Annotated in this window: 20 protein-coding genes; 10 read left to right on the top strand and 10 right to left on the bottom strand. The window is 51.3% G+C overall.

Annotation, left to right across the window (positions count from 1 at the left end):
• The first annotated feature begins 8 nt into the window (after positions 1-8).
• Positions 9-1,433 (top strand): dihydrolipoyl dehydrogenase, encoded by a 1,425-nt coding sequence (lpdA, locus tag AB4H76_RS19090; RefSeq protein ID WP_000102485.1) that lies wholly within the window; start codon positions 9-11, stop codon positions 1,431-1,433.
• A gap of 70 nt (positions 1,434-1,503) precedes the next feature.
• On the opposite strand, the gene AB4H76_RS19085 is transcribed toward lpdA, so the two are convergent.
• On the bottom strand, positions 1,504-3,261 hold the full coding sequence (locus AB4H76_RS19085; protein WP_077491381.1) for a DUF3300 domain-containing protein: 1,758 nt from the start codon (positions 3,259-3,261) through the stop codon (positions 1,504-1,506).
• Positions 3,262-3,615: 354 nt separating this feature from the next.
• On the opposite strand from AB4H76_RS19085, the gene acnB reads away from it, so the two are divergent.
• Positions 3,616-6,213, top strand: coding sequence for a bifunctional aconitate hydratase 2/2-methylisocitrate dehydratase (acnB, locus tag AB4H76_RS19080; RefSeq protein ID WP_001307570.1), 2,598 nt, complete (start codon positions 3,616-3,618; stop codon positions 6,211-6,213).
• 175 nt (positions 6,214-6,388) lie between these two features.
• Positions 6,389-6,751 carry a protein YacL gene (yacL, locus tag AB4H76_RS19075; RefSeq protein ID WP_000384306.1) on the top strand — a complete coding sequence of 121 codons (363 nt, stop codon included), beginning with the start codon at positions 6,389-6,391 and terminating at the stop codon, positions 6,749-6,751.
• 37 nt (positions 6,752-6,788) lie between these two features.
• On the opposite strand, the gene speD is transcribed toward yacL, so the two are convergent.
• The 3 genes from speD to AB4H76_RS19060 all read right to left on the bottom strand — a co-directional run bounded on the left by speD (position 6,789) and on the right by AB4H76_RS19060 (position 8,918).
• Positions 6,789-7,583, bottom strand: coding sequence for an adenosylmethionine decarboxylase (speD, locus tag AB4H76_RS19070; RefSeq protein WP_000734287.1), 795 nt, complete (start codon positions 7,581-7,583; stop codon positions 6,789-6,791).
• A 15-nt stretch (positions 7,584-7,598) separates the two neighbouring features.
• Entirely contained in the window at positions 7,599-8,465 is an 867-nt protein-coding gene (speE, locus tag AB4H76_RS19065) for a polyamine aminopropyltransferase (RefSeq protein WP_000818411.1), read from the bottom strand.
• Positions 8,466-8,570: 105 nt separating this feature from the next.
• Entirely contained in the window at positions 8,571-8,918 is a 348-nt protein-coding gene (locus tag AB4H76_RS19060) for a YacC family pilotin-like protein (RefSeq protein WP_001295568.1), read from the bottom strand.
• Between the two features lie 165 nt (positions 8,919-9,083).
• Here AB4H76_RS19060 and cueO point away from each other — a divergent pair, with 165 nt between their 5' ends.
• Positions 9,084-10,634 (top strand): multicopper oxidase CueO, encoded by a 1,551-nt coding sequence (gene cueO / locus AB4H76_RS19055; RefSeq protein WP_001189647.1) that lies wholly within the window; start codon positions 9,084-9,086, stop codon positions 10,632-10,634.
• A 201-nt stretch (positions 10,635-10,835) separates the two neighbouring features.
• Here cueO and gcd read toward each other — a convergent pair whose 3' ends face one another.
• On the bottom strand, positions 10,836-13,226 hold the full coding sequence (gcd, locus tag AB4H76_RS19050; protein ID WP_001306211.1) for a quinoprotein glucose dehydrogenase: 2,391 nt from the start codon (positions 13,224-13,226) through the stop codon (positions 10,836-10,838).
• 205 nt (positions 13,227-13,431) lie between these two features.
• Here gcd and hpt point away from each other — a divergent pair, with 205 nt between their 5' ends.
• The gene (hpt, locus tag AB4H76_RS19045; protein ID WP_000683335.1) at positions 13,432-13,968 is read left to right on the top strand and encodes a hypoxanthine phosphoribosyltransferase; all 537 of its coding nucleotides are present in this window, start codon (positions 13,432-13,434) and stop codon (positions 13,966-13,968) included.
• A 40-nt stretch (positions 13,969-14,008) separates the two neighbouring features.
• Here the strand turns inward: hpt and can are convergent, their stop codons facing one another.
• On the bottom strand, positions 14,009-14,671 hold the full coding sequence (gene can / locus AB4H76_RS19040) for a carbonate dehydratase (RefSeq protein WP_000651599.1): 663 nt from the start codon (positions 14,669-14,671) through the stop codon (positions 14,009-14,011).
• Between the two features lie 108 nt (positions 14,672-14,779).
• Between can and AB4H76_RS19035 the strand changes: the two genes are divergently transcribed.
• The 4 genes from AB4H76_RS19035 to AB4H76_RS19020 all read left to right on the top strand — a co-directional run bounded on the left by AB4H76_RS19035 (position 14,780) and on the right by AB4H76_RS19020 (position 18,311).
• On the top strand, positions 14,780-15,706 hold the full coding sequence (locus AB4H76_RS19035) for an ABC transporter ATP-binding protein (protein WP_000150637.1): 927 nt from the start codon (positions 14,780-14,782) through the stop codon (positions 15,704-15,706).
• Positions 15,703-16,473 carry an ABC transporter permease gene (locus AB4H76_RS19030; protein ID WP_000972203.1) on the top strand — a complete coding sequence of 257 codons (771 nt, stop codon included), beginning with the start codon at positions 15,703-15,705 and terminating at the stop codon, positions 16,471-16,473. The genes AB4H76_RS19035 and AB4H76_RS19030 overlap by 4 nt, the downstream gene beginning before the upstream one ends.
• 104 nt (positions 16,474-16,577) lie before the next feature.
• A complete protein-coding gene (locus tag AB4H76_RS19025; protein ID WP_000901987.1) occupies positions 16,578-17,018 on the top strand; it encodes a PTS sugar transporter subunit IIA in 441 nt (146 codons plus the stop codon).
• A 63-nt stretch (positions 17,019-17,081) separates the two neighbouring features.
• The gene (locus AB4H76_RS19020; protein ID WP_000277917.1) at positions 17,082-18,311 is read left to right on the top strand and encodes a polysaccharide deacetylase family protein; all 1,230 of its coding nucleotides are present in this window, start codon (positions 17,082-17,084) and stop codon (positions 18,309-18,311) included.
• Positions 18,312-18,314: 3 nt separating this feature from the next.
• Here AB4H76_RS19020 and panD read toward each other — a convergent pair whose 3' ends face one another.
• Positions 18,315-18,695 (bottom strand): aspartate 1-decarboxylase, encoded by a 381-nt coding sequence (gene panD, locus AB4H76_RS19015; RefSeq protein ID WP_000621515.1) that lies wholly within the window; start codon positions 18,693-18,695, stop codon positions 18,315-18,317.
• Between the two features lie 273 nt (positions 18,696-18,968).
• Here panD and rpnC point away from each other — a divergent pair, with 273 nt between their 5' ends.
• Entirely contained in the window at positions 18,969-19,871 is a 903-nt protein-coding gene (gene rpnC, locus AB4H76_RS19010; RefSeq protein WP_000339954.1) for a recombination-promoting nuclease RpnC, read from the top strand.
• Positions 19,872-19,944: 73 nt separating this feature from the next.
• On the opposite strand, the gene panC is transcribed toward rpnC, so the two are convergent.
• The 3 genes from panC to yadC all read right to left on the bottom strand — a co-directional run bounded on the left by panC (position 19,945) and on the right by yadC (position 22,966).
• On the bottom strand, positions 19,945-20,796 hold the full coding sequence (gene panC / locus AB4H76_RS19005; protein ID WP_000905383.1) for a pantoate--beta-alanine ligase: 852 nt from the start codon (positions 20,794-20,796) through the stop codon (positions 19,945-19,947).
• A gap of 11 nt (positions 20,797-20,807) precedes the next feature.
• Entirely contained in the window at positions 20,808-21,602 is a 795-nt protein-coding gene (gene panB, locus AB4H76_RS19000; protein ID WP_000805497.1) for a 3-methyl-2-oxobutanoate hydroxymethyltransferase, read from the bottom strand.
• A gap of 113 nt (positions 21,603-21,715) precedes the next feature.
• Entirely contained in the window at positions 21,716-22,966 is a 1,251-nt protein-coding gene (gene yadC / locus AB4H76_RS18995; protein WP_284729375.1) for a fimbrial tip-adhesin YadC, read from the bottom strand.
• Positions 22,967-22,992 lie beyond the last annotated feature (26 nt).

The following is a 22,992-nucleotide window of genomic DNA, read 5'->3' as shown; positions in this document are numbered from 1 at the left end:
AGGTCATGATGAGTACTGAAATCAAAACTCAGGTCGTGGTACTTGGGGCAGGCCCCGCAGGTTACTCCGCTGCCTTCCGTTGCGCTGATTTAGGTCTGGAAACCGTAATCGTAGAACGTTACAACACCCTTGGCGGTGTTTGCCTGAACGTCGGCTGTATCCCTTCTAAAGCACTGCTGCACGTAGCAAAAGTTATCGAAGAAGCCAAAGCGCTGGCTGAACACGGTATCGTCTTCGGCGAACCGAAAACCGATATCGACAAGATTCGTACCTGGAAAGAGAAAGTGATCAATCAGCTGACCGGTGGTCTGGCTGGTATGGCGAAAGGCCGCAAAGTCAAAGTGGTCAACGGTCTGGGTAAATTCACCGGGGCTAACACCCTGGAAGTTGAAGGTGAGAACGGCAAAACCGTGATCAACTTCGACAACGCGATCATTGCAGCGGGTTCTCGCCCGATCCAACTGCCGTTTATTCCGCATGAAGATCCGCGTATCTGGGACTCCACTGACGCGCTGGAACTGAAAGAAGTACCAGAACGCCTGCTGGTAATGGGTGGCGGTATCATCGGTCTGGAAATGGGCACCGTATACCACGCGCTGGGTTCACAGATTGACGTGGTTGAAATGTTCGACCAGGTTATCCCGGCAGCTGACAAAGACATCGTTAAAGTCTTCACCAAGCGTATCAGCAAGAAATTCAACCTGATGCTGGAAACCAAAGTTACCGCCGTTGAAGCGAAAGAAGACGGTATTTATGTGACGATGGAAGGCAAAAAAGCACCCGCTGAACCGCAGCGTTACGACGCCGTGCTGGTAGCGATTGGTCGTGTGCCGAACGGTAAAAACCTCGACGCAGGCAAAGCTGGCGTGGAAGTGGACGACCGTGGTTTCATCCGCGTTGACAAACAGCTGCGTACCAACGTACCGCACATCTTTGCTATCGGCGATATCGTCGGTCAGCCGATGCTGGCACACAAAGGTGTTCACGAAGGTCACGTTGCCGCTGAAGTTATCGCCGGTAAGAAACACTACTTCGATCCGAAAGTTATCCCGTCCATCGCCTATACCGAACCAGAAGTTGCATGGGTAGGTCTGACTGAGAAAGAAGCGAAAGAGAAAGGCATCAGCTATGAAACCGCCACCTTCCCGTGGGCTGCTTCTGGTCGTGCTATCGCTTCCGACTGCGCAGACGGTATGACCAAGCTGATTTTCGACAAAGAATCTCACCGTGTGATCGGTGGTGCGATTGTCGGTACCAACGGCGGCGAGCTGCTGGGTGAAATCGGCCTGGCAATCGAAATGGGTTGTGATGCTGAAGACATCGCACTGACCATCCACGCGCACCCGACTCTGCACGAGTCTGTGGGCCTGGCGGCAGAAGTGTTCGAAGGTAGCATTACCGACCTGCCGAACCCGAAAGCGAAGAAGAAGTAATTGTTCGTTTGCCGGAACATCCGGCAATTAAAAAAGCGGCTAACCACGCCGCTTTTTTTACGTCTGCAATTTACCTTTCCTGTCGCCTTGCTCCGCGCTCAGAGAGACGTTCGCGTACTGCTGACCGTTGCTCGTTATTCAGCCTGACAGTATGGTTACTGTCGTTTAGACGTTGTGGGCGGCTCTCCTGAACTTTTTCCCGAAAAACCTGACGTTGTTCAGGTGATGCTGATTGAACACGCTGGCGGGCGTTATCACGTTGCTGTTGGTTCAGTGGGCGCTGCTGTACTTTTTCCTTAAACACCTGGCGCTGCTCAGGCGAGGCGGACTGAATACGCTCACGCGCTGCGTCTCTTCGCTGCTGGATCTGTGGGTTAGTCTGCATTTTCTCGCGGACTGCCTGGCGCTGCTCAGGCGAGGCCGACTGATAACGCTGACGAGCGGCGTCCTTTTGTTGCTGGGTCAGTGGTTGGCGACGGCTGAAGTCGCGGAAGTCGTCATAGCTCCCATAGTTTTCAGCTTCATTAAACCGCTGTGCCGCTGCCTGACGTTGGGTATCTCGTGTAATGACGGGGGCGGCGTGTGTTCGTTGCTGAAACTGATTTGCTGCCGCCTGACGCTGGCTGTCGCGCGTTGGGGCAGGTAATTGCGTGGCGCTCATTCCGCCGTTGACATCGGTTTGATGAAACCGCTTTGCCATATCCTGATCATGATAGGGCACACCATTACGGTAGTTTGGATTGTGCCGCCATGCCATATTCTTATCAGTAAGATGCTCACCGGTGATACGGTTGAAATTGTTGACGTCGATATTGATGTTGTCGCCGTTGTGTTGCCAGCCATTACCGTCACGATGACCGCCATCGTGGTGATGATAATCATCATCGTCATGATGATGATGGTCATGATCGTCGTCGTCCCAGTCGATGCTGCTGAATAGTGCGTACGTGGTAGCAACGCCCATGCTATAGCCGAATCCGCGTACAAAGCTGTCAACAAACGGTTCTCCGGCTGGTGGTGGCAGATTAACCGGCGGATACGCAGTATTGGCCCAGTTCCCGTAAACCACGGTTGGGTTGTAGTTGGGAATATAGACCACATCAGGATTGGCGGGCTCAATGGAAATGACGGTTGTTGCCGGCTCTGTAATGACGGGGTTGGCAGTTAAAACTGTATTGGATGGTATGACGGGTGCCGTGACTGTCTGTTTTACCGGTACAGCTTTCTTCGTTGTGGTAATAACTTTCTGTTCGGTTGATGACTTCAGCGAGCCGGTTTGTTGCGCCAGTTGCCGCAATCGCTGTACCGAGTCCATCACGTCCTGCGGCTGGGCCAGAAAAGCATCGCCCAGGTTTTGCACCCATTGCGGGTTTTCGCCCATCAATGCCATCAATTGTGGAAAGGCCACCAGTGATTTAACGCTGGCGTCCCACGGCTGGTCAGATACCGCCTGAATAGCAGCATCGCCTTGTTTAAGTGGATTATCGTGCGACCATTGCACTGCTTGAGCAACGTTTGTCGGATAGGTTGATGCCATCAGCACCTGCGAAAGTAGGGCGTCGGGATACAGCGCGACGGGCGCGACCCATTGATCTATTTGTGCAGTGCTGAATGCGGATTTGACGACGGCGGGTGTTACGGGAGGTGCGGAAACCGTTGCAGGAAACGTAACCGCGGCAGCGTCAGACACAGCCAGTTGTGTCGATTGCGGTTCCACAGGCGCTTCCACTGTGCGGCTTTTTATATATAGTCCGGTAGAGGCGGCACAAAGCCCGGCACTGCAAATTAGCGCCAGCACATGGGGTTTAAACGGCAAAGTCATTTTCATAATTCGGATCTCAAGGAAATCGCAATGGTCGGCGAACTGCCACCCGCAGGTGCTGTGAATCCGAGTATAAAGAGGCGGTAGTTTAAATTTTGACTAATCTTGGGATTCGTTGAGAAAGGTGATTATCACCATGCGAATTAACGAAGTTTTTACGGAGGGAAACAATCTCTAGACCATCCTTAACGATTCAGCCACTTTTTTATGTTGCTTTTTTGTAAACAGATTAACACCTCGTCAAAATCCTGCTATTCTGCCCGTTGCGGTACTGGGCATTTACCCTACAAACTGCTGTCTCACAGGAGCGTGAAGAGAATCGCCTGCCGCACTATGACAATGAGAGCGAGGAGAACCGTCGTGCTAGAAGAATACCGTAAGCACGTAGCTGAGCGTGCCGCTGAGGGGATTGCGCCCAAACCCCTGGATGCAAACCAAATGGCCGCACTTGTAGAGCTGCTGAAAAACCCGCCCGCGGGCGAAGAAGAATTCCTGTTAGATCTGTTAACCAACCGTGTTCCCCCAGGCGTCGATGAAGCCGCCTATGTCAAAGCAGGCTTCCTGGCTGCTATCGCGAAAGGCGAAGCCAAATCCCCTCTGCTGACTCCGGAAAAAGCCATCGAACTGCTGGGCACCATGCAGGGTGGTTACAACATTCATCCGCTGATCGACGCGCTGGATGATGCCAAACTGGCACCTATTGCTGCCAAAGCACTTTCTCACACGCTGCTGATGTTCGATAACTTCTATGACGTAGAAGAGAAAGCGAAAGCAGGCAACGAATATGCGAAGCAGGTTATGCAGTCCTGGGCGGATGCCGAATGGTTCCTGAATCGCCCGGCGCTGGCTGAAAAACTGACCGTTACTGTCTTCAAAGTCACTGGCGAAACTAACACCGATGACCTTTCTCCGGCACCGGATGCGTGGTCACGCCCGGATATCCCACTGCACGCGCTGGCGATGCTGAAAAACGCCCGTGAAGGTATTGAGCCAGACCAGCCTGGTGTTGTTGGTCCGATCAAGCAAATCGAAGCTCTGCAACAGAAAGGTTTCCCGCTGGCGTACGTCGGTGACGTTGTGGGTACGGGTTCTTCGCGTAAATCCGCCACTAACTCCGTTCTGTGGTTTATGGGCGATGATATTCCACATGTGCCGAACAAACGCGGCGGTGGTTTGTGCCTCGGCGGTAAAATTGCACCCATCTTCTTTAACACGATGGAAGACGCGGGTGCACTGCCAATCGAAGTCGACGTCTCTAACCTGAACATGGGCGACGTGATTGACGTTTACCCGTACAAAGGTGAAGTGCGTAACCACGAAACCGGCGAACTGCTGGCGACCTTCGAACTGAAAACCGACGTGCTGATTGATGAAGTGCGTGCTGGTGGCCGTATTCCGCTGATTATCGGGCGTGGCCTGACCACCAAAGCGCGTGAAGCACTTGGTCTGCCGCACAGTGATGTGTTCCGTCAGGCGAAAGATGTCGCTGAGAGCGATCGCGGCTTCTCGCTGGCGCAAAAAATGGTAGGCCGTGCCTGTGGCGTGAAAGGCATTCGTCCGGGCGCGTACTGTGAACCGAAAATGACTTCTGTAGGTTCCCAGGACACCACCGGCCCGATGACCCGTGATGAACTGAAAGACCTGGCGTGCCTGGGCTTCTCGGCTGACCTGGTGATGCAGTCTTTCTGCCACACCGCGGCGTATCCGAAGCCAGTTGACGTGAACACGCACCACACGCTGCCGGACTTCATTATGAACCGTGGCGGTGTGTCGCTGCGTCCGGGTGACGGCGTCATTCACTCCTGGCTGAACCGTATGCTGCTGCCGGATACCGTCGGTACCGGTGGTGACTCCCATACCCGTTTCCCGATCGGTATCTCTTTCCCGGCGGGTTCTGGTCTGGTGGCGTTTGCTGCCGCAACTGGCGTAATGCCGCTGGATATGCCGGAATCCGTTCTGGTGCGCTTCAAAGGCAAAATGCAGCCGGGCATCACCCTGCGCGATCTGGTACACGCTATTCCGCTGTATGCGATCAAACAAGGTCTGCTGACCGTTGAGAAGAAAGGCAAGAAAAACATCTTCTCTGGCCGCATCCTGGAAATTGAAGGTCTGCCGGATCTGAAAGTTGAGCAGGCCTTTGAGCTAACCGATGCGTCCGCCGAGCGTTCTGCCGCTGGTTGTACCATCAAGCTGAACAAAGAACCGATCATCGAATACCTGAACTCTAACATCGTCCTGCTGAAGTGGATGATCGCGGAAGGTTACGGCGATCGTCGTACCCTGGAACGTCGTATTCAGGGCATGGAAAAATGGCTGGCGAATCCTGAGCTGCTGGAAGCCGATGCAGATGCGGAATACGCGGCAGTGATCGACATCGATCTGGCGGATATTAAAGAGCCAATCCTGTGTGCTCCGAACGACCCGGATGACGCGCGTCCGCTGTCTGCGGTACAGGGTGAGAAGATCGACGAAGTGTTTATCGGTTCCTGCATGACCAACATCGGTCACTTCCGTGCTGCGGGTAAACTGCTGGATGCGCATAAAGGTCAGTTGCCGACCCGCCTGTGGGTGGCACCGCCAACCCGTATGGACGCCGCACAGTTGACCGAAGAAGGCTACTACAGCGTCTTCGGTAAGAGTGGTGCGCGTATCGAGATCCCTGGCTGTTCCCTGTGTATGGGTAACCAGGCGCGTGTGGCGGACGGTGCAACGGTGGTTTCCACCTCTACCCGTAACTTCCCGAACCGTCTGGGTACTGGCGCGAATGTCTTCCTGGCTTCTGCGGAACTGGCGGCTGTTGCGGCGCTGATTGGCAAACTGCCGACGCCGGAAGAGTACCAGACCTACGTGGCGCAGGTAGATAAAACAGCCGTTGATACTTACCGTTATCTGAACTTCAACCAGCTTTCTCAGTACACCGAGAAAGCCGATGGGGTGATTTTCCAGACTGCGGTTTAAAAAGTCAGCGCACGCGCTGCGCATAAACGACACAATGCCCGGTGAATGAGATTCCCGGGCATTTTTTTATTTCTAAACCATCGCCGTTCCGCTGTTTTTCTCCGGTAAGGCTGCGATAATTACATCAATGGCGCAATGCGATTTCGGTGCATTGCCGGGAGCAGAGGAACACACTATGGATTACGAATTTCTGCGCGATATTACCGGAGTGGTAAAGGTGCGTATGTCCATGGGGCATGAAGTGGTCGGGCACTGGTTTAATGAAGAGGTGAAAGAAAACCTGGCCTTGCTTGATGAAGTGGAACAAGCAGCGCACGCACTGAAAGGTAGCGAACGGTCCTGGCAACGGGCAGGGCATGAATACACCCTGTGGATGGACGGTGAAGAGGTGATGGTTCGCGCCAATCAACTGGAATTCGCTGGCGATGAAATGGAAGAGGGGATGAACTACTACGACGAAGAAAGCCTGTCGCTATGCGGCGTTGAGGATTTTCTGCAGGTCGTGGCGGCTTACCGCAATTTCGTGCAGCAGAAGTAAATAAATCTGGCGGAGCCTGGGAGCTCCGCCAGAGCCGTTAAACAGCTGGCATATTGCGCCCGTAATAAATCTCGCGCATTTCTTTCCACAGCGCAGCGGTAATTTCCTGGCGCTCGCTGTCGGTTAAGTCTTCCGGTTTGGTGTGGAACATGTAGTGCTTAAGGTCGAACTCTTTAAGCAACATCTTGGTATGGAAGATATTTTCCTGATAGACGTTCACATCCACCATGTCATACAGCGCCTTCATATCGTCAGACATAAAGTTCTGAATCGAATTAATCTCATGGTCGATAAAGTGCTTCATACCGTTAATGTCGCGGGTAAAACCGCGCACGCGATAATCAATGGTTACGATATCGGACTCAAGCTGGTGGATCAGGTAATTCAGCGCCTTCAGCGGAGAAATCACGCCGCAGGTAGAGACTTCAATATCGGCGCGGAAGGTACATAAACCGCCTTCAGGATGACTTTCCGGGTAGGTATGTACGCAAATATGACTTTTATCAAGATGGGCAACGACCGTTTCTGGCAGTGGGCCGGGGTGTTCTGTTTTGTCGATGAGTTTCGGGTCAACCGGTTCTTCACTCACCAGAATAGTGACGCTGGCACCCTGTGGTTCGTAATCCTGGCGGGCGATGTTAAGAATATTAGCCCCGATAATGGAACAGGTTTCTGACAGGATTTCGGTCAGACGGTTGGCATTATAGAGTTCATCGATATAAGCAATATAACCGTCGCGCTCTTCGGCAGTTTTGGCGTAGCAGATATCGTAAATACAAAAACTCAGACTTTTGGTCAGATTATTAAAGCCATGCAGTTTCAGTTTTTTCAATTTCTTATCTTCTCCTTAGGACGGCTGTGAAGCCAGTGCGTCTTGCAGATACTGAGGTAAGGCAAAAGCTGCCGTATGGATTGCCGGATTGTAATAACGGCATTTCAGGCCAGAGGCGAGAAAACGCGCCTGAATAATTTCGGTTGAGAGATGGCGTAAGGCGTCGTTATCTGTCGCCCATGCAAAAGTCATGATACCGCCGTAATAGGTCGGGATCGCCGCCTGATAAAAGCCAACGTCGCTGAAGTAATGGCTGAGTTTGCGATGGCTGTCGATGGCTTCTTCCTGCTGTAAAAAGCAGACGCCGTTTTGTGCGACGAAGATACCGCCAGGATTCAGGCAACGTTTGCAGCCTTCATAAAATGCCGAAGTGAAAAGGCTTTCGCCGGGACCGATAGGATCGGTGCAGTCGGAGATAATGACATCAAAGGTCTGGCTGGTTTGATTAACGAAATTGACGCCATCGTCGATCACCAGCTTAAAGCGCGGATCGTCGTAGCTACCGGCGTTATGGTTGGGTAGATACTGACGGCAGAACGATACGACACCCGCATCGATTTCCACCATCGTGATTGACTCAACGTTTTTATGTCGGGTTACTTCACGCAGCATGGCACCGTCGCCGCCGCCGATAATCAGCACATGTTTCGCGTGACCATGGGCCAGTAGCGGAACATGGGTCATCATCTCATGATAGATAAACTCGTCGCGCTCGGTGGTTTGTACTACGCCATCCAGCGCCATTACGCGACCAAATGCAGCGTTCTCAAAAATGATCAGATCCTGGTGATCGGTCTTTTCATGATACAGAACGTTATCTACCGCAAAGTACTGCCCAAACTGGTCGTGTAGCGTTTCATGCCACTGTTTTTTTTCGGCCATGGGTTGATACCTCCTTTGTTAACACCCGTAAAAAAAGGGCGCAACATAATAGCTAACATTGACCGCGGATGCACGGTCAATATTTCTACAAAAAGGTATCAGGGATTATTTGACGTAGGCAAGCAGGCTTAAGGAATCGCGGGCCAGGGCTTTGCATTTTTTAGCGACGGGAATGCCAATGCCGCTGAGATCGCGGTAGCTGTCTTCACCGAGGGCTTTCATGTCGAAGGTGTCGTAATTACTGAGGTCCCACTGGTTTTGCTGAGCGAAAAAGACCAGTGCGCGACGAATTTGCCCGTTAGGTAAGTTCTGGTAACCACAATCGTTCTTCAGAAAGACAAAAACTGCCGTTAAATCGGCCATATCTTCGGCTTCAGACTCGCTGAGCGCGTAACTGTTTGCGCAGACGGCCATCAGGCTGCCGAATAACACTGTTCTGAAAAACGTCTTCATTGCTTCTACCAGGGGCTTAAAGAAGATAAACGTTAGCACACTGCGAGCGAGGCGACGACCATTATTGTCGATTAAATTGTGTCTGCGGCTTGACCTTCCCGTAAGGGGAAGGACTATGCTCAACGTTTGATTTTGTTTCGCCTGCTTAAGAATAAGGAAATAACTATGCAACGTCGTGATTTCTTAAAATATTCCGTCGCGCTGGGTGTGGCTTCGGCTTTGCCGCTGTGGAGCCGCGCAGTATTTGCGGCAGAACGCCCAACGTTACCGATCCCTGATTTGCTCACGACCGATGCCCGTAATCGCATTCAGTTAACTATTGGCGCAGGCCAGTCCACCTTTGGCGGGAAAACTGCAACTACCTGGGGCTATAACGGCAATCTGCTGGGGCCGGCGGTGAAATTACAGCGCGGCAAAGCGGTAACGGTTGATATCTACAACCAACTGACGGAAGAGACAACGTTGCACTGGCACGGGCTGGAAGTACCGGGTGAAGTCGACGGCGGCCCGCAGGGAATTATTCCGCCAGGTGGCAAGCGCTCGGTGACGTTGAACGTTGATCAACCTGCCGCTACCTGCTGGTTCCATCCGCATCAGCACGGCAAAACCGGGCGACAGGTGGCGATGGGGCTGGCTGGGCTGGTGGTGATTGAAGATGACGAGATCCTGAAATTAATGCTGCCAAAACAGTGGGGTATCGATGATGTTCCGGTGATCGTTCAGGATAAGAAATTTAGCGCCGACGGGCAGATTGATTATCAACTGGATGTGATGACCGCCGCCGTGGGCTGGTTTGGCGATACGTTGCTGACCAACGGTGCAATCTACCCGCAACACGCTGCCCCGCGTGGTTGGCTGCGCCTGCGTTTGCTCAATGGCTGTAATGCCCGTTCGCTCAATTTCGCCACCAGCGACAATCGCCCGCTGTATGTGATTGCCAGCGACGGTGGTCTGCTACCTGAACCAGTGAAGGTGAGCGAACTGCCGGTGCTGATGGGCGAGCGTTTTGAAGTGCTGGTGGAGGTTAACGATAACAAACCCTTTGACCTGGTGACGCTGCCGGTCAGCCAGATGGGGATGGCGATTGCGCCGTTTGATAAGCCTCATCCGGTAATGCGGATTCAGCCGATTGCTATTAGTGCCTCCGGTGCTTTGCCAGACACATTAAGTAGCCTGCCTGCGTTACCTTCGCTGGAAGGGCTGACGGTACGCAAGCTGCAACTCTCTATGGACCCGATGCTCGATATGATGGGGATGCAGATGCTAATGGAGAAATATGGCGATCAGGCGATGGCCGGGATGGATCACAGCCAGATGATGGGCCATATGGGGCACGGCAATATGAATCATATGAACCACGGCGGGAAGTTCGATTTCCACCATGCCAACAAAATCAACGGTCAGGCGTTTGATATGAACAAGCCGATGTTTGCGGCGGCGAAAGGGCAATACGAACGTTGGGTTATCTCTGGCGTGGGCGACATGATGCTGCATCCGTTCCATATCCACGGCACGCAGTTCCGTATCTTGTCAGAAAATGGCAAACCGCCAGCGGCTCATCGCGCGGGCTGGAAAGATACCGTTAAGGTAGAAGGTAATGTCAGCGAAGTGCTGGTGAAGTTTAATCACGATGCACCGAAAGAACATGCTTATATGGCGCACTGCCATCTGCTGGAGCATGAAGATACGGGGATGATGTTAGGGTTTACGGTATAAAAAGACCGTATTCGGAAATATGCCCGGATCTCTCCGGGCATTAAACTGATGACAAACGCAAATCTGCCTGATGCGCTACGCTTATCAGGCCTACGCTAGCTGTGCAATCCATTGATTTTGCACAATTTTGTAGGCTGGATAAGGCGTTCACGCCGCATCCGGCATGAACAACGCGCACGTTGTCAGCAATCTGAGCAAGTCTTACTTCACATCATCCGGCAGCGCATAAGCCACAATATAGTCGCCCATCTTCGTACCAAATGAACCGTGACCGCCTGCGGAGATCACCACATACTGCTTACCATTCACTTCATAGGTCATTGGCGTAGCCTGACCACCCGCTGGTAAACGACCCTGCCACAGTTTTTCACCGTTGCTCATGTTGTAAGCGCGCAGGTAGTTATCTGCCGTAGCGGCGATAAACAGCACGTTACCCGCCGTGGAGATTGGCCCGCCCAGCATCGGCATACCCATATTGAACGGCACCGGAACCGGCATCGGGAACGGCATACTGTCCTGCGGCGTACCAATACGTTTCTTCCACACCACTTCATTAGTTTTCAGATCCAGCGCCGAGATATAACCCCATGCTGGCTGTTTACATGGCAGACCAAATGGTGAGAGGAACGGGTTGAGCGTGACACCATACGGTACACCGTACTGTGGCTGAATGCCGGATTCCGTACCCGTGCCTTTGGCATCTTTCGGCTGCTCCATCGGGTTGCCAGGACCACGCGGGATCAGTTTCGAAACAAACGGCAGTGCCATTGGGTTGGCAATCGCCACTTCACGATTTGGATCAACGGAAATCCCGCCCCATTCGAACATCCCCAGGTTACCCGGGAAGACCAGCGTACCCTGTTCAGATGGCGGGGTGAAAATGCCTTCATAGCGCATCTGGTGGAACATCACGCGGCACACCAGTTGGTCAAACATGGTGGCTCCCCACATATCCGCACCGCTCAAATCTTTCGTCGGACGGAAGCTCAGTTCAGAAAACGGTTGAGTTGGGGTTACGTAATCGCCTTTCGCTGCACCTTGGGGAACCGGTTTTTCCGGTGCCGGAACCACCAGTTCGCCATTACGACGATCGAGCACAAAAATGTTGCCGGTTTTCGCCGGAGCGTAAATAACTGGCACTTTCTGACCATTAACGGTGATGTCCGCCAGCGTCGGCTGTGCCGGAAGATCCATGTCCCACAGGTCGTGGTGAACGGTCTGGTAGCTCCACGCCAGTTTCCCGGTAGTGGCATTCAGCGCCAGAATCGAGCTGGCATAACGTTCCTGTTCCGGTGTGCGGTTACCGCCCCAGATATCCGGCGTGGTCACGCCCATCGGCAGATAGACCAGATCCAGCTTCGCGTCATAGGCCGCTGGTGCCCAGGAGTTTGGCGAGTTAAAGGTAAAGGTGTGTTCGTCAGACGGGATTGCGTTCGGATCTTTCGCGCCGGGATCAAAAGCCCACAGCAGCTCCCCGGTGTTGACATCAAAACCACGGATCACGCCAGACGTTTCGCGGGTTGAGAAGTTATCGGTAACTGAACCGGCCATCACGATGGTTTTATCGGTGATAATCGGTGGCGAAGTCGGTTCATACAGACCCGGTTTGGTGTCTGGCATATTGCTTTGCAGATTGAGCACGCCTTTATTGGCGAAGGTTTCGCACAGTTTGCCGTTTTCAGCGTTAATCGCAATCAGTCGACCATCATTGACCGGAAGAATGATACGACGCGGGCAATCCGCCATCACTTCCGGCGAAGCGGTTTCTGCTTTGGCTTCATGATAAGAGACACCACGGCAGGTTACGTGCTGGAAAGACTCGTTGGTTTTCAGCTCAGGATCGTAATGCCATTTCTCTTTGCCGCTGGCGGCATCAAGCGCAAACAGGCGCTGGTGAGCGGTACACAAGTAAAGGGTGTCGCCCACTTTAATCGGCGTCACTTCATTGGTGATTTCACCCGGATCGTTCGGCTGCTTCACATCGCCAGTACGGAACACCCAGGCTTCTTTCAGATTATGGACGTTATCGGCGTTAATTTGTTTCAGCGGCGAAAAGCGTTGACCTTCCTGATTACGACCATAGGCAGGCCAGTCCTGATCGGCTACGGGGGAGATAGCTTCAGCAGGTGTGGCATCGGCGCTTAAGGTGCCGTTGATCTCCTGCGGATCGTTAAATCCGGCCCAGGTCAGGATACCACCGCTAATCAGCAGTGCGACCACCAGTGCGGCAACTGCGCCGCTGGCAGGAATGACCAGGCGACGCCAGACAAACGGCAGGATCAGCCAGATGCCGAAGAAGACCAGAATGTCGCTGCGCGGAGTCAGCGCCCAGAAGTCGAAACCAACTTCCCAGACGCCCCAAATCATGGTGCCGAGCAGCAGGGCTGCGTATAGCCAAAGCGCGGCGCGTTTACTGCGCCACAGCATCCAGGCGACGCCGAGCATCACAAGGCCAGCGATAGGGTAGTACCAGGAGCCGCCAATCGCGACCAGCCAGCCTCCGCCAATGAGTAGATACAGCCCGCAAAGCGCTGCAAAAAGGGCTGTTAGCGTGACGAGTAATCGTCGCGAGCCTGTATTGTTAATTGCCATAAAGAGACACCATTTCAATTCATTAATATTTTAGTAGCAATTAATTATAGGTTTTAACATGTGTGATCGTCATCACAATTCGAGCTTTATTAACAGATTCCGCGAATGAATAGTTTTACTGGTATACTGCGTGTCTTGCGCTTTGTTGCGGTGCCAAAACCTGCCCGTGCGAAGTGATTTGTTTTTAAATCATATGGTTAGAGATATGAAACATACTGTAGAAGTAATGATCCCCGAAGCGGAGATTAAAGCGCGTATCGCCGAACTGGGTCGTCAGATTACTGAGCGTTACAAAGACAGCGGCAGCGATATGGTGCTGGTGGGTCTGCTGCGTGGCTCATTTATGTTTATGGCGGACCTGTGCCGTGAAGTTCAGGTATCTCATGAAGTCGACTTTATGACCGCCTCCAGCTACGGTAGCGGCATGTCCACCACCCGTGATGTGAAAATCCTCAAAGATCTGGATGAAGATATCCGTGGCAAGGACGTGCTGATTGTTGAAGATATCATCGACTCGGGGAATACACTGTCGAAAGTGCGTGAGATCTTAAGCCTGCGCGAACCGAAGTCGCTGGCGATTTGTACGCTGCTGGATAAACCGTCCCGTCGTGAAGTGAACGTCCCGGTAGAATTTATCGGTTTCTCGATCCCGGATGAGTTTGTGGTGGGTTACGGCATTGATTACGCACAGCGTTACCGTCATCTGCCGTATATCGGCAAAGTGATTCTGCTGGACGAGTAAGTGTGAAGTTGCCGGATGTGTTGCATCCGGCATGGCATTTTTATTTGTGGTTGGCGTGTTTCAGCTTGAGGTTGGAAATCCCGTGACGGTAACGTTGCTCAAGGGTTTCGCGGTTGGTGGCGGTAACATCCAGATCACGCAGCAAGCCGTCGTGAATGCCGTAGGCCCAGCCGTGAATGGTAACTTTCTGCCCGCGTTTCCACGCTGATTGCATAATGGTGGAGTGGCCCAGGTTATACACCTGTTCCATGACGTTCAGTTCACACAAGGTATCCAGACGGCGCTCTTGCGGCATTTCGCCGAGCAATGAGCTATGTTTGAACCAGATATCGCGGATATGCAGCAGCCAGTTGTTGATAAGCCCCAGTTCCGGGTTTTCAACTGCGGCTTGTACGCCGCCGCAACCGTAGTGGCCACAGATAATAATGTGTTCAACTTCGAGTACATCCACTGCATACTGAACCACGGAAAGGCAGTTCAGGTCAGTGTGAATGACCAGGTTAGCAACATTACGGTGAACAAAGAGTTCGCCCGGCTCAAGACCGGTTAAACGTTCTGCAGGAACGCGACTGTCGGAACATCCAATCCATAGAAAGCGCGGTTTTTGCGCTTGTGCCAGTTTCTCAAAAAACCCGGGATCCTCTTCCACCAGCATTTTTGACCATAGTGCATTGTTGCTGATGAGTGTATCTATGTCTTTCATGGAGGTTAACGACCTGTAACCAAATAATTACGTTTGGCTAATATAGGGCAACTCCGGGACGATTTAAACCACAGATAAAGTGTAAGAACGTAAGGTAAGTAAAAATTTATGACCATTGCACTGGAACTTCAACAGCTTAAAAAAACCTATCCAGGCGGCGTTCAGGCGCTTCGTGGGATAGATTTGCAGGTCGAAGCGGGTGATTTTTATGCGCTTCTCGGGCCGAACGGGGCCGGGAAATCGACCACTATCGGTATTATCAGCTCTCTGGTAAATAAAACCTCCGGGCGGGTCAGCGTATTTGGTTACGATCTCGAGAAGGATGTCGTGAACGCTAAACGTCAGTTGGGACTGGTGCCGCAGGAATTTAACTTCAACCCGTTTGAAACCGTGCAGCAAATTGTGGTGAATCAGGCAGGGTACTACGGCGTGGAGCGCAAAGAAGCGTACATCCGCAGCGAAAAGTATCTTAAACAACTCGATCTATGGGGAAAACGCAACGAACGTGCGCGTATGTTATCTGGCGGGATGAAGCGCCGTTTAATGATTGCCCGTGCGTTAATGCATGAACCTAAACTACTGATTCTCGACGAACCGACCGCAGGCGTGGATATTGAACTTCGCCGCTCAATGTGGGGCTTTTTGAAGGATTTAAACGACAAAGGCACCACCATCATTCTCACCACACACTACCTGGAAGAAGCAGAAATGCTGTGCCGCAATATCGGCATTATTCAACACGGTGAGCTGGTGGAAAATACCTCGATGAAGGCGCTGCTGGCGAAGCTGAAATCGGAAACCTTTATTCTCGATCTCGCACCGAAAAGCCCGTTACCGAAGCTCGATGGCTATCAGTATCGACTGGTCGATACCGCGACGCTGGAAGTTGAAGTGCTGCGTGAGCAGGGGATCAACAGCGTATTTACGCAGTTAAGTGAGCAGGGCATTCAGGTATTAAGTATGCGTAACAAAGCTAACCGTCTGGAAGAGCTGTTTGTTTCACTGGTTAATGAAAAACAAGGAGATCGCGCATGATGCATCTTTACTGGGTGGCGCTAAAAAGCATCTGGGCGAAAGAGATCCATCGCTTTATGCGTATCTGGGTGCAGACGCTGGTGCCGCCAGTCATCACCATGACCCTTTACTTTATTATCTTCGGTAACCTGATTGGTTCGCGTATTGGCGATATGCATGGCTTCAGCTATATGCAGTTCATCGTACCGGGGCTGATCATGATGTCGGTGATCACCAATGCCTACGCCAACGTTGCGTCATCATTTTTTGGTGCCAAGTTCCAGCGTAATATTGAAGAGCTGCTGGTAGCGCCGGTTCCGACTCACGTCATTATTGCCGGATATGTCGGCGGTGGCGTGGCGCGTGGTCTGTTTGTTGGCATTCTGGTGACGGCAATTTCACTGTTTTTTGTGCCATTTCAGGTGCATTCGTGGGTATTCGTTGCCTTAACGCTGGTGCTCACGGCGGTGTTGTTCTCCCTTGCGGGTTTGCTGAACGGTGTGTTTGCCAAAACGTTCGATGACATCAGCCTGGTGCCAACCTTTGTGTTAACGCCACTCACGTATTTGGGCGGGGTCTTTTACTCACTGACTTTGTTGCCGCCGTTCTGGCAAGGGCTGTCGCACCTGAACCCAATCGTTTATATGATCAGTGGTTTCCGCTACGGCTTCCTCGGTATCAATGATGTTCCGCTGGTCACTACCTTTGGCGTACTGGTGGTCTTTATTGTGGCGTTTTATTTGATCTGTTGGTCGCTGATCCAACGTGGACGTGGTTTGCGTAGCTAAGGCTATTTCCTCTCCTCTGGATTTGGGGGAGAGGAGTTTTGACGGCTATCACCCTTTATCAACAATGGTCAGGGTAGACTGATTTTCGGCTAAGGAGGAAGGCGATGTTAGGTTGGGTAATTACCTGTCACGATGACCGGGCGCAAGAGATACTGGATGCGCTGGAGAAAAAACATGGGGCACTTCTTCAGTGCCGGGCCGTGAATTTCTGGCGCGGATTAAGCTCTAATATGCTCAGCCGCATGATGTGCGATGCTCTGCATGAAGCGGACTCTGGTGAGGGTGTCATCTTCTTAACCGATATAGCCGGAGCGCCACCGTATCGCGTGGCTTCATTATTAAGCCACAAACACTCCCGTTGCGAAGTGATTTCTGGTGTCACGTTACCGTTAATTGAACAGATGATGGCTTGCCGTGAAACCATGACCAGTTCAGAGTTTCGCGAGCGTATTGTCGAACTGGGTGCGCCGGAGGTGAGTAGTCTTTGGCACCAACAACAAAAAAATCCGCCTTTCGTCCTCAAACATAATTTGTATGAGTATTAACCCGCGATTCTGATGGCGCTTTTGCTACAATAAAAGCGTTGTTTCACCCTCGGTTATTTTTTCATGTACAAACAAGCTGTTATTCTCCTGCTGATGCTGTTTACCGCAAGTGTCAGTGCCGCGTTACCTGCCCGTTATATGCAAACCATCGAAAATGCTGCGGTCTGGGCGCAAATTGGTGACAAGATGGTGACCGTGGGGAATATTCGGGCCGGACAAATCATTGCCGTGGAGCCCACTGCCGCAAGTTATTACGCATTTAATTTTGGCTTTGGCAAAGGTTTTATCGATAAAGGTCATCTCGAGCCGGTTCAGGGGCGACAAAAAGTTGAAGACGGTTTGGGCGACCTCAACAAGCCGCTGAGTAATCAGAACTTAGTTACCTGGAAAGATACGCCGGTCTATAACGCGCCGAGTGCGGGAAGTGCGCCATTTGGGGTACTGGCGGACAATTTGCGCTACCCGATTTTGCATAAACTGAAAGACAGGTTAAATCAAACCTGGTATCAGATCCGTATTGGCGATCGACTGGCCTATATCAGCGCACTGGATGCCCAACCCGATAATGGCCTGTCGGTGCTAACCTATCACCATATTCTGCGCGACGAAGAAAACACCCGTTTTCGCCATACTTCGACGACCACATCGGTACGCGCTTTCAATAACCAGATGGCCTGGCTGCGTGACAGGGGATACGCGACACTGAGCATGGTGCAGCTGGAAGGCTACGTGAAGAATAAGATCAATCTCCCTGCGCGAGCGGTGGTGATTACCTTTGATGATGGCCTCAAGTCGGTGAGCCGCTATGCGTATCCTGTGTTGAAACAATATGGCATGAAGGCGACGGCGTTTATTGTTACCTCACGCATCAAACGTCACCCGCAGAAGTGGAACCCAAAATCGCTGCAATTTATGAGCGTTTCTGAGCTTAACGAAATTCGCGATGTATTTGATTTCCAGTCACATACCCATTTTTTGCATCGGGTAGATGGTTATCGCCGACCCATATTACTGAGCCGTAGTGAGCACAATATTCTGTTTGATTTTGCACGTTCACGCCGCGCTCTGGCGCAATTTAATCCGCATGTCTGGTATCTTTCGTATCCGTTTGGCGGATTTAATGACAACGCCGTGAAGGCAGCAAACGATGCCGGATTTCACCTGGCGGTGACAACCATGAAAGGCAAAGTAAAACCGGGGGATAATCCGTTGTTACTAAAACGACTTTATATCTTAAGAACGGATTCGCTGGAGACGATGTCGCGGCTGGTGAGTAACCAGCCGCAGGGATAACAATCAAGCAACCTGTACCGGAATCGCTTTCGCGGTACGTTTCATTTCATTGTCGCCTTCAAAATAGGCGACGTTGGGTCGCCAGGTGCGAGCTTCTTCATCTGGCATGGTAACGAAGCTGGCGATGATGACAATATCGCCGACACTGGCGCAGTGGGCCGCCGCACCGTTAACAGAAATAATTCTCGAACCGCGTTCTGCCGCGATGGCATAAGTGGAGAAACGCTTGCCGTTGGTGACATTCCAGATATCAATGGCTTCGTTTTCGAGAATACCGGCTGCGTCAAGAAAATCCTGGTCAATGGCGCAAGAACCTTCATAGTGCAGGTCCGCATGAGTCACTTTCACGCGGTGGAGTTTGCCCTGCAGCATCGTGCGAATCATAACTTCTACCTTTCTACCCTGTCGTTAACGAAGCAGGCGATGCCTGCTTTGAGGAAATTCTCACGCAGTATTGCCCGATTTTTGTTTAGTGTCTACTCATCTGACGGCATTTGCGTCAGCAGTTTGCGTACCGCGCCGAAGCGTGCCATGTATCGCCTGTAACGAATTGATATTTCTCTGAACGCTGCTCGGTAAACAATAAAGAGGTGGCTGACGATAGCGCGCCTTGACTGGATACTGCCTTCACGCAAAGCCACACGGAAGACAGGGAAGATGGATGCACCGAGTACCACACCGCATGACGCGGTATTTAAACAATTTTTAATGCATGCGGAGACGGCTCGCGACTTTCTGGAGATACATTTGCCAGTGGAATTACGCGAACTTTGTGACCTCAACACGCTTCATTTAGAGTCGGGGAGTTTCATTGAAGAGAGCCTGAAAGGACACAGCACGGACGTGCTCTATTCCGTGCAAATGCAGGGCAATCCCGGTTATCTGCATGTTGTGATTGAACACCAAAGCAAGCCGGATAAGAAAATGGCCTTTCGCATGATGCGTTATTCTATAGCCGCCATGCACCGGCATCTGGAGGCTGACCACGATAAGCTGCCGCTGGTGGTGCCGATACTGTTTTATCAGGGCGAGGCCACACCTTATCCGCTATCAATGTGCTGGTTTGATATGTTTTACTCGCCGGAGCTGGCGCGACGCGTCTATAACAGTCCTTTCCCGCTGGTGGATATCACCATCACACCGGATGACGAAATCATGCAACATCGGCGGATTGCGATTCTCGAACTACTGCAAAAACATATTCGCCAGCGCGACTTAATGTTATTGCTTGAGCAACTGGTCACGCTGATCGACGAAGGGTACACTAGCGGAAGTCAGTTAGTTGCCATGCAAAACTATATGCTGCAACGCGGTCATACTGAACAAGCGGATTTGTTTTACGGTGTGTTGAGAGACAGGGAAACGGGAGGGGAGTCTATGATGACGCTGGCGCAGTGGTTTGAAGAGAAAGGGATTGAGAAGGGGATTCAGCAGGGAAGACAGGAAGTAAGTCAGGAATTCGCCCAGCGTCTTCTGAGTAAAGGAATGTCTCGGGAAGACGTTGCAGAGATGGCAAATTTACCTCTTGCTGAGATTGATAAGGTAATTAACCTTATTTAAGTTACCTGTGTTATGACAGATGACGTGGGGTAAATTAATAACTGGCGCCATCAGCCGTAGCGCCAGTTAAGTATTACGCCAGCTCGACCATTTTGTTGTCGATCAGGCGAGCATCGCCAAGCCAGGCGGCTACCAGAATTACTGCCCGTTTGCTGGTTTCAGAAACTTCCAGCAATGTGTCGGCATCGCGAATCTGAATATCATCGGCGCGGAAGCCTTTTTCATTCAGTTCTTGCCCCGCAATGGTAATAATTTCATCGAGATCCCGTTCCCCAGCCTGCAATTTGTCAGCAATCGAACTTAAAACTTTGTACAGACCAGGCGCAATTTTGCGTTGTTCCGCCGTCAGATAACCGTTACGGGAACTTAGCGCCAGACCGTCTTTGGCGCGCATAATTGGCACACCGACAATCTCAATATCGAAGCCCATATCGGCAACCATTTTGCGGATCAGCGCCAGTTGCTGAAAATCTTTTTCACCGAAGCAGGCGATGTCCGGCTGGACCAGGTTGAACAGCTTGCTGACAATAGTCGAAACGCCGCGAAAATGTCCCGGACGGCTGGCACCTTCCAGCATGGTCGAAAGGCCAGGAACGTCAACGTAAGTGTGGGTTTCAGTACCGTTCGGGTAGATCTCTTTTACCGAAGGGGCGAAAACTAAATCCACTTTACGTTTGTTTAGCTTCTCGCAGTCCTCCTGCAAGGTCCGTGGATAACGAGCCAGATCTTCCGGGCGGTCGAACTGCATCGGGTTAACGAAAATACTGACGACGACCACATCGGCGCGGGCTTTGGCTTCGTCGACCAGCTTCATATGGCCATCGTGCAGGTTACCCATGGTAGGCACCAGCGCCACGCGCTTGCCTTCCATACGCAGGCGGCGAATTTGCTGACGCAGCAGCGGCAGGGTTTCGATAATTAACACAACGTGACTCCTTAATGGAAACTGTGTTCTTCGCCCGGATAAACGCCGGACTCCACTTCAGCCATATACTGCCGCACAGCCGCGCGGATGTCGCCCGTTTCGGCGAGGAAATTTTTAGCGAATTTAGGAATGTGACCGCCGGTAATACCAAAGGCGTCGTGCATCACGAGGATCTGCCCGTCAGTGACGTTGCCTGCGCCAATGCCAATAACCGGGATCGCCAGTGCTTCGGTAATACGTTTTGCCAGTTCAACCGGCACGCATTCCAGCACCAGCAGCTGTGCCCCAGCAGCTTCTAAGGCTAATGCATCGCTGAGCAGTTGATCGCCCGCTTCATCGCCGCGCCCCTGAACTTTGTAGCCACCGAAAATATTCACTGACTGTGGTGTTAAACCTAAGTGACCACATACAGGAACGGCACGTTCGGTCAGCATTTGTACGGTTTCTACCAGCCACTCACCGCCTTCAATTTTGACCATGTTAGCACCGGCACGCATAACCGTTGCGGCGTTTTCGAAGGCTTGTTCCGGCGTGGCATACGCCATAAACGGCAGGTCAGCCAGCAGCAGGCAGTTTGGTGCGCCGCGACGTACGGCGGCAGTGTGGTAGGCGATATCGGCAACGGTAACTGGCAGGGTGGAGTCGTGCCCCTGAACCGTCATGCCCAGCGAATCGCCCACCAGCATGACGTTAAGCCCTTCATCAGCAAAGAGTTTGGCGAAGCTATAGTCATAAGCGGTGATGGTCGCGAAACGTTTTTTTTCCTGTTTGTACTTCTGCAGTAAGGAGATGGTGGTCGGTTTCATAACGTATCCTGATAAATTGATGTTGTGCTGTCTGGCATTTTATCAGTCACATTGGTGGGGGCAATGATTTATCCGTAGCAGCACTGCCAGAAGGTGACAGTGCTGCTACGTTATCAGGGATAGGTTACCTGGAAAGTACTGGTGGCTTTAAATTCGCCGGGTTCGATAGCAATATTCCCGTCTTGCTTTAATGTTGCCTGGAAATGAAGAGGCTGTGATGTGCCGTTACCTTGATTAGGGTAAACCCCATCGGAGGTGTCATCTTCGGTTTCATAATCTATATAAACAGAATTCGTATCATTAGGTTTTAATGTCATTAGCGGATTTTTACTGGTTGCTAAACCTTCAATGAGTACGCCAACGCCTTTGGCGGCAGTGCTTCCAGTAAGCGTATTACCAAGCAGTTGTGTGTTTTGAGTACCTACTTTTCCAGTGACGAGTTTTGTTTCAATATTACGCACACGAATACAATTCTGAAGCGAGATATCAAAGGGAACAGGTGAAGCGCCATTTTTAATTGTCCCAGAGCTATATTCTCCCATTCTAACCGTTGAACCATTGACTGATGGCCCGGTAAGTATGGAGGTAAAACATGTTGGTAAGGTTAATTTGACATTATTCAGTGTGAAATTGACATAAATGTGGTTGCTGTGATCTACAACTTTTGTACCAGGACTGTAGGCCTTAAACGAATAAAGGTAATTTGATGAACTGGATAACTGGACTTGCTGATTAAGTGTAGGATCGAAATTAGTATCTGTATAAAATTCAACAGTTATGTTGTGTACTATACCACCAATAGCCCAAAACTTATCGTAGTCGTCTGCTTTGTTGCAACCCTTAGTTTGTAGATCGCTGTCTGTGACGGAAAAGAAAAATTCTTGGTTGGAAGGATCTCCGATATAGATTCCTGGCGATTGAATGTCAGTTATTGTATCGTATGCAGACCAGACCCTTGATATTAACATGGTGTAATACAGACCAGGAACAGATGTATTAAATAGTTTATGTCCGCCATAATCTTTACCTGAATAGACCATGGCATTTTCAATAGTTATTGGACCAGGATTCGCTCTGCCAGATGTATTGCAGTAAAGAATACCACCACCGGTACCTGTATCCAGGTATGACCAGTACATTTTTACCCCAGTCGGGCCGAGCTGCGTGGGTTTATAAAAAACCAAGTTGCTTGCTGTTGATGTGTAATTAAAGGTCATCTGTGCGGCAGTGGAGGGGCCTCGATAGTTATCAACTCCTGCATTATTTCCCACAATAAAACTTGTATATGCACTGACTGTATTACAACAAGAATACAGTGCTAAAAAAAGAATGTACCTGAAGATAGTCTTCATTTTTACTCCAATGTTTCTTTATTGTTATGGTTTGCGCT

This window comes from Escherichia sp. UTM R2 (assembly GCF_048593455.1).
Taxonomy (GTDB): Bacteria; Pseudomonadota; Gammaproteobacteria; order Enterobacterales; family Enterobacteriaceae; genus Escherichia; species Escherichia coli.
This window is presented reverse-complemented; position numbering and strand designations above follow the sequence as displayed.

Bases quoted from the DNA above. Each gene is read 5' to 3' on its own strand.
- AB4H76_RS19085 (WP_077491381.1), bottom strand. From the start codon at position 3,261: ATGAAAATGACTTTGCCGTTTAAACCCCATGTGCTGGCGCTAATTTGC.
- panB (WP_000805497.1), bottom strand. From the start codon at position 21,602: ATGAAACCGACCACCATCTCCTTACTGCAGAAGTACAAACAGGAAAAA.
- cueO (WP_001189647.1), top strand. From the start codon at position 9,084: ATGCAACGTCGTGATTTCTTAAAATATTCCGTCGCGCTGGGTGTGGCT.
- AB4H76_RS19020 (WP_000277917.1), top strand. From the start codon at position 17,082: ATGTACAAACAAGCTGTTATTCTCCTGCTGATGCTGTTTACCGCAAGT.
- hpt (WP_000683335.1), top strand. From the start codon at position 13,432: ATGAAACATACTGTAGAAGTAATGATCCCCGAAGCGGAGATTAAAGCG.
- yacL (WP_000384306.1), top strand. From the start codon at position 6,389: ATGGATTACGAATTTCTGCGCGATATTACCGGAGTGGTAAAGGTGCGT.
- panD (WP_000621515.1), bottom strand. From the start codon at position 18,695: ATGATTCGCACGATGCTGCAGGGCAAACTCCACCGCGTGAAAGTGACT.
- gcd (WP_001306211.1), bottom strand. From the start codon at position 13,226: ATGGCAATTAACAATACAGGCTCGCGACGATTACTCGTCACGCTAACA.
- rpnC (WP_000339954.1), top strand. From the start codon at position 18,969: ATGGATGCACCGAGTACCACACCGCATGACGCGGTATTTAAACAATTT.
- AB4H76_RS19025 (WP_000901987.1), top strand. From the start codon at position 16,578: ATGTTAGGTTGGGTAATTACCTGTCACGATGACCGGGCGCAAGAGATA.
- AB4H76_RS19030 (WP_000972203.1), top strand. From the start codon at position 15,703: ATGATGCATCTTTACTGGGTGGCGCTAAAAAGCATCTGGGCGAAAGAG.
- can (WP_000651599.1), bottom strand. From the start codon at position 14,671: ATGAAAGACATAGATACACTCATCAGCAACAATGCACTATGGTCAAAA.
- AB4H76_RS19060 (WP_001295568.1), bottom strand. From the start codon at position 8,918: ATGAAGACGTTTTTCAGAACAGTGTTATTCGGCAGCCTGATGGCCGTC.
- speE (WP_000818411.1), bottom strand. From the start codon at position 8,465: ATGGCCGAAAAAAAACAGTGGCATGAAACGCTACACGACCAGTTTGGG.
- lpdA (WP_000102485.1), top strand. From the start codon at position 9: ATGAGTACTGAAATCAAAACTCAGGTCGTGGTACTTGGGGCAGGCCCC.
- AB4H76_RS19035 (WP_000150637.1), top strand. From the start codon at position 14,780: ATGACCATTGCACTGGAACTTCAACAGCTTAAAAAAACCTATCCAGGC.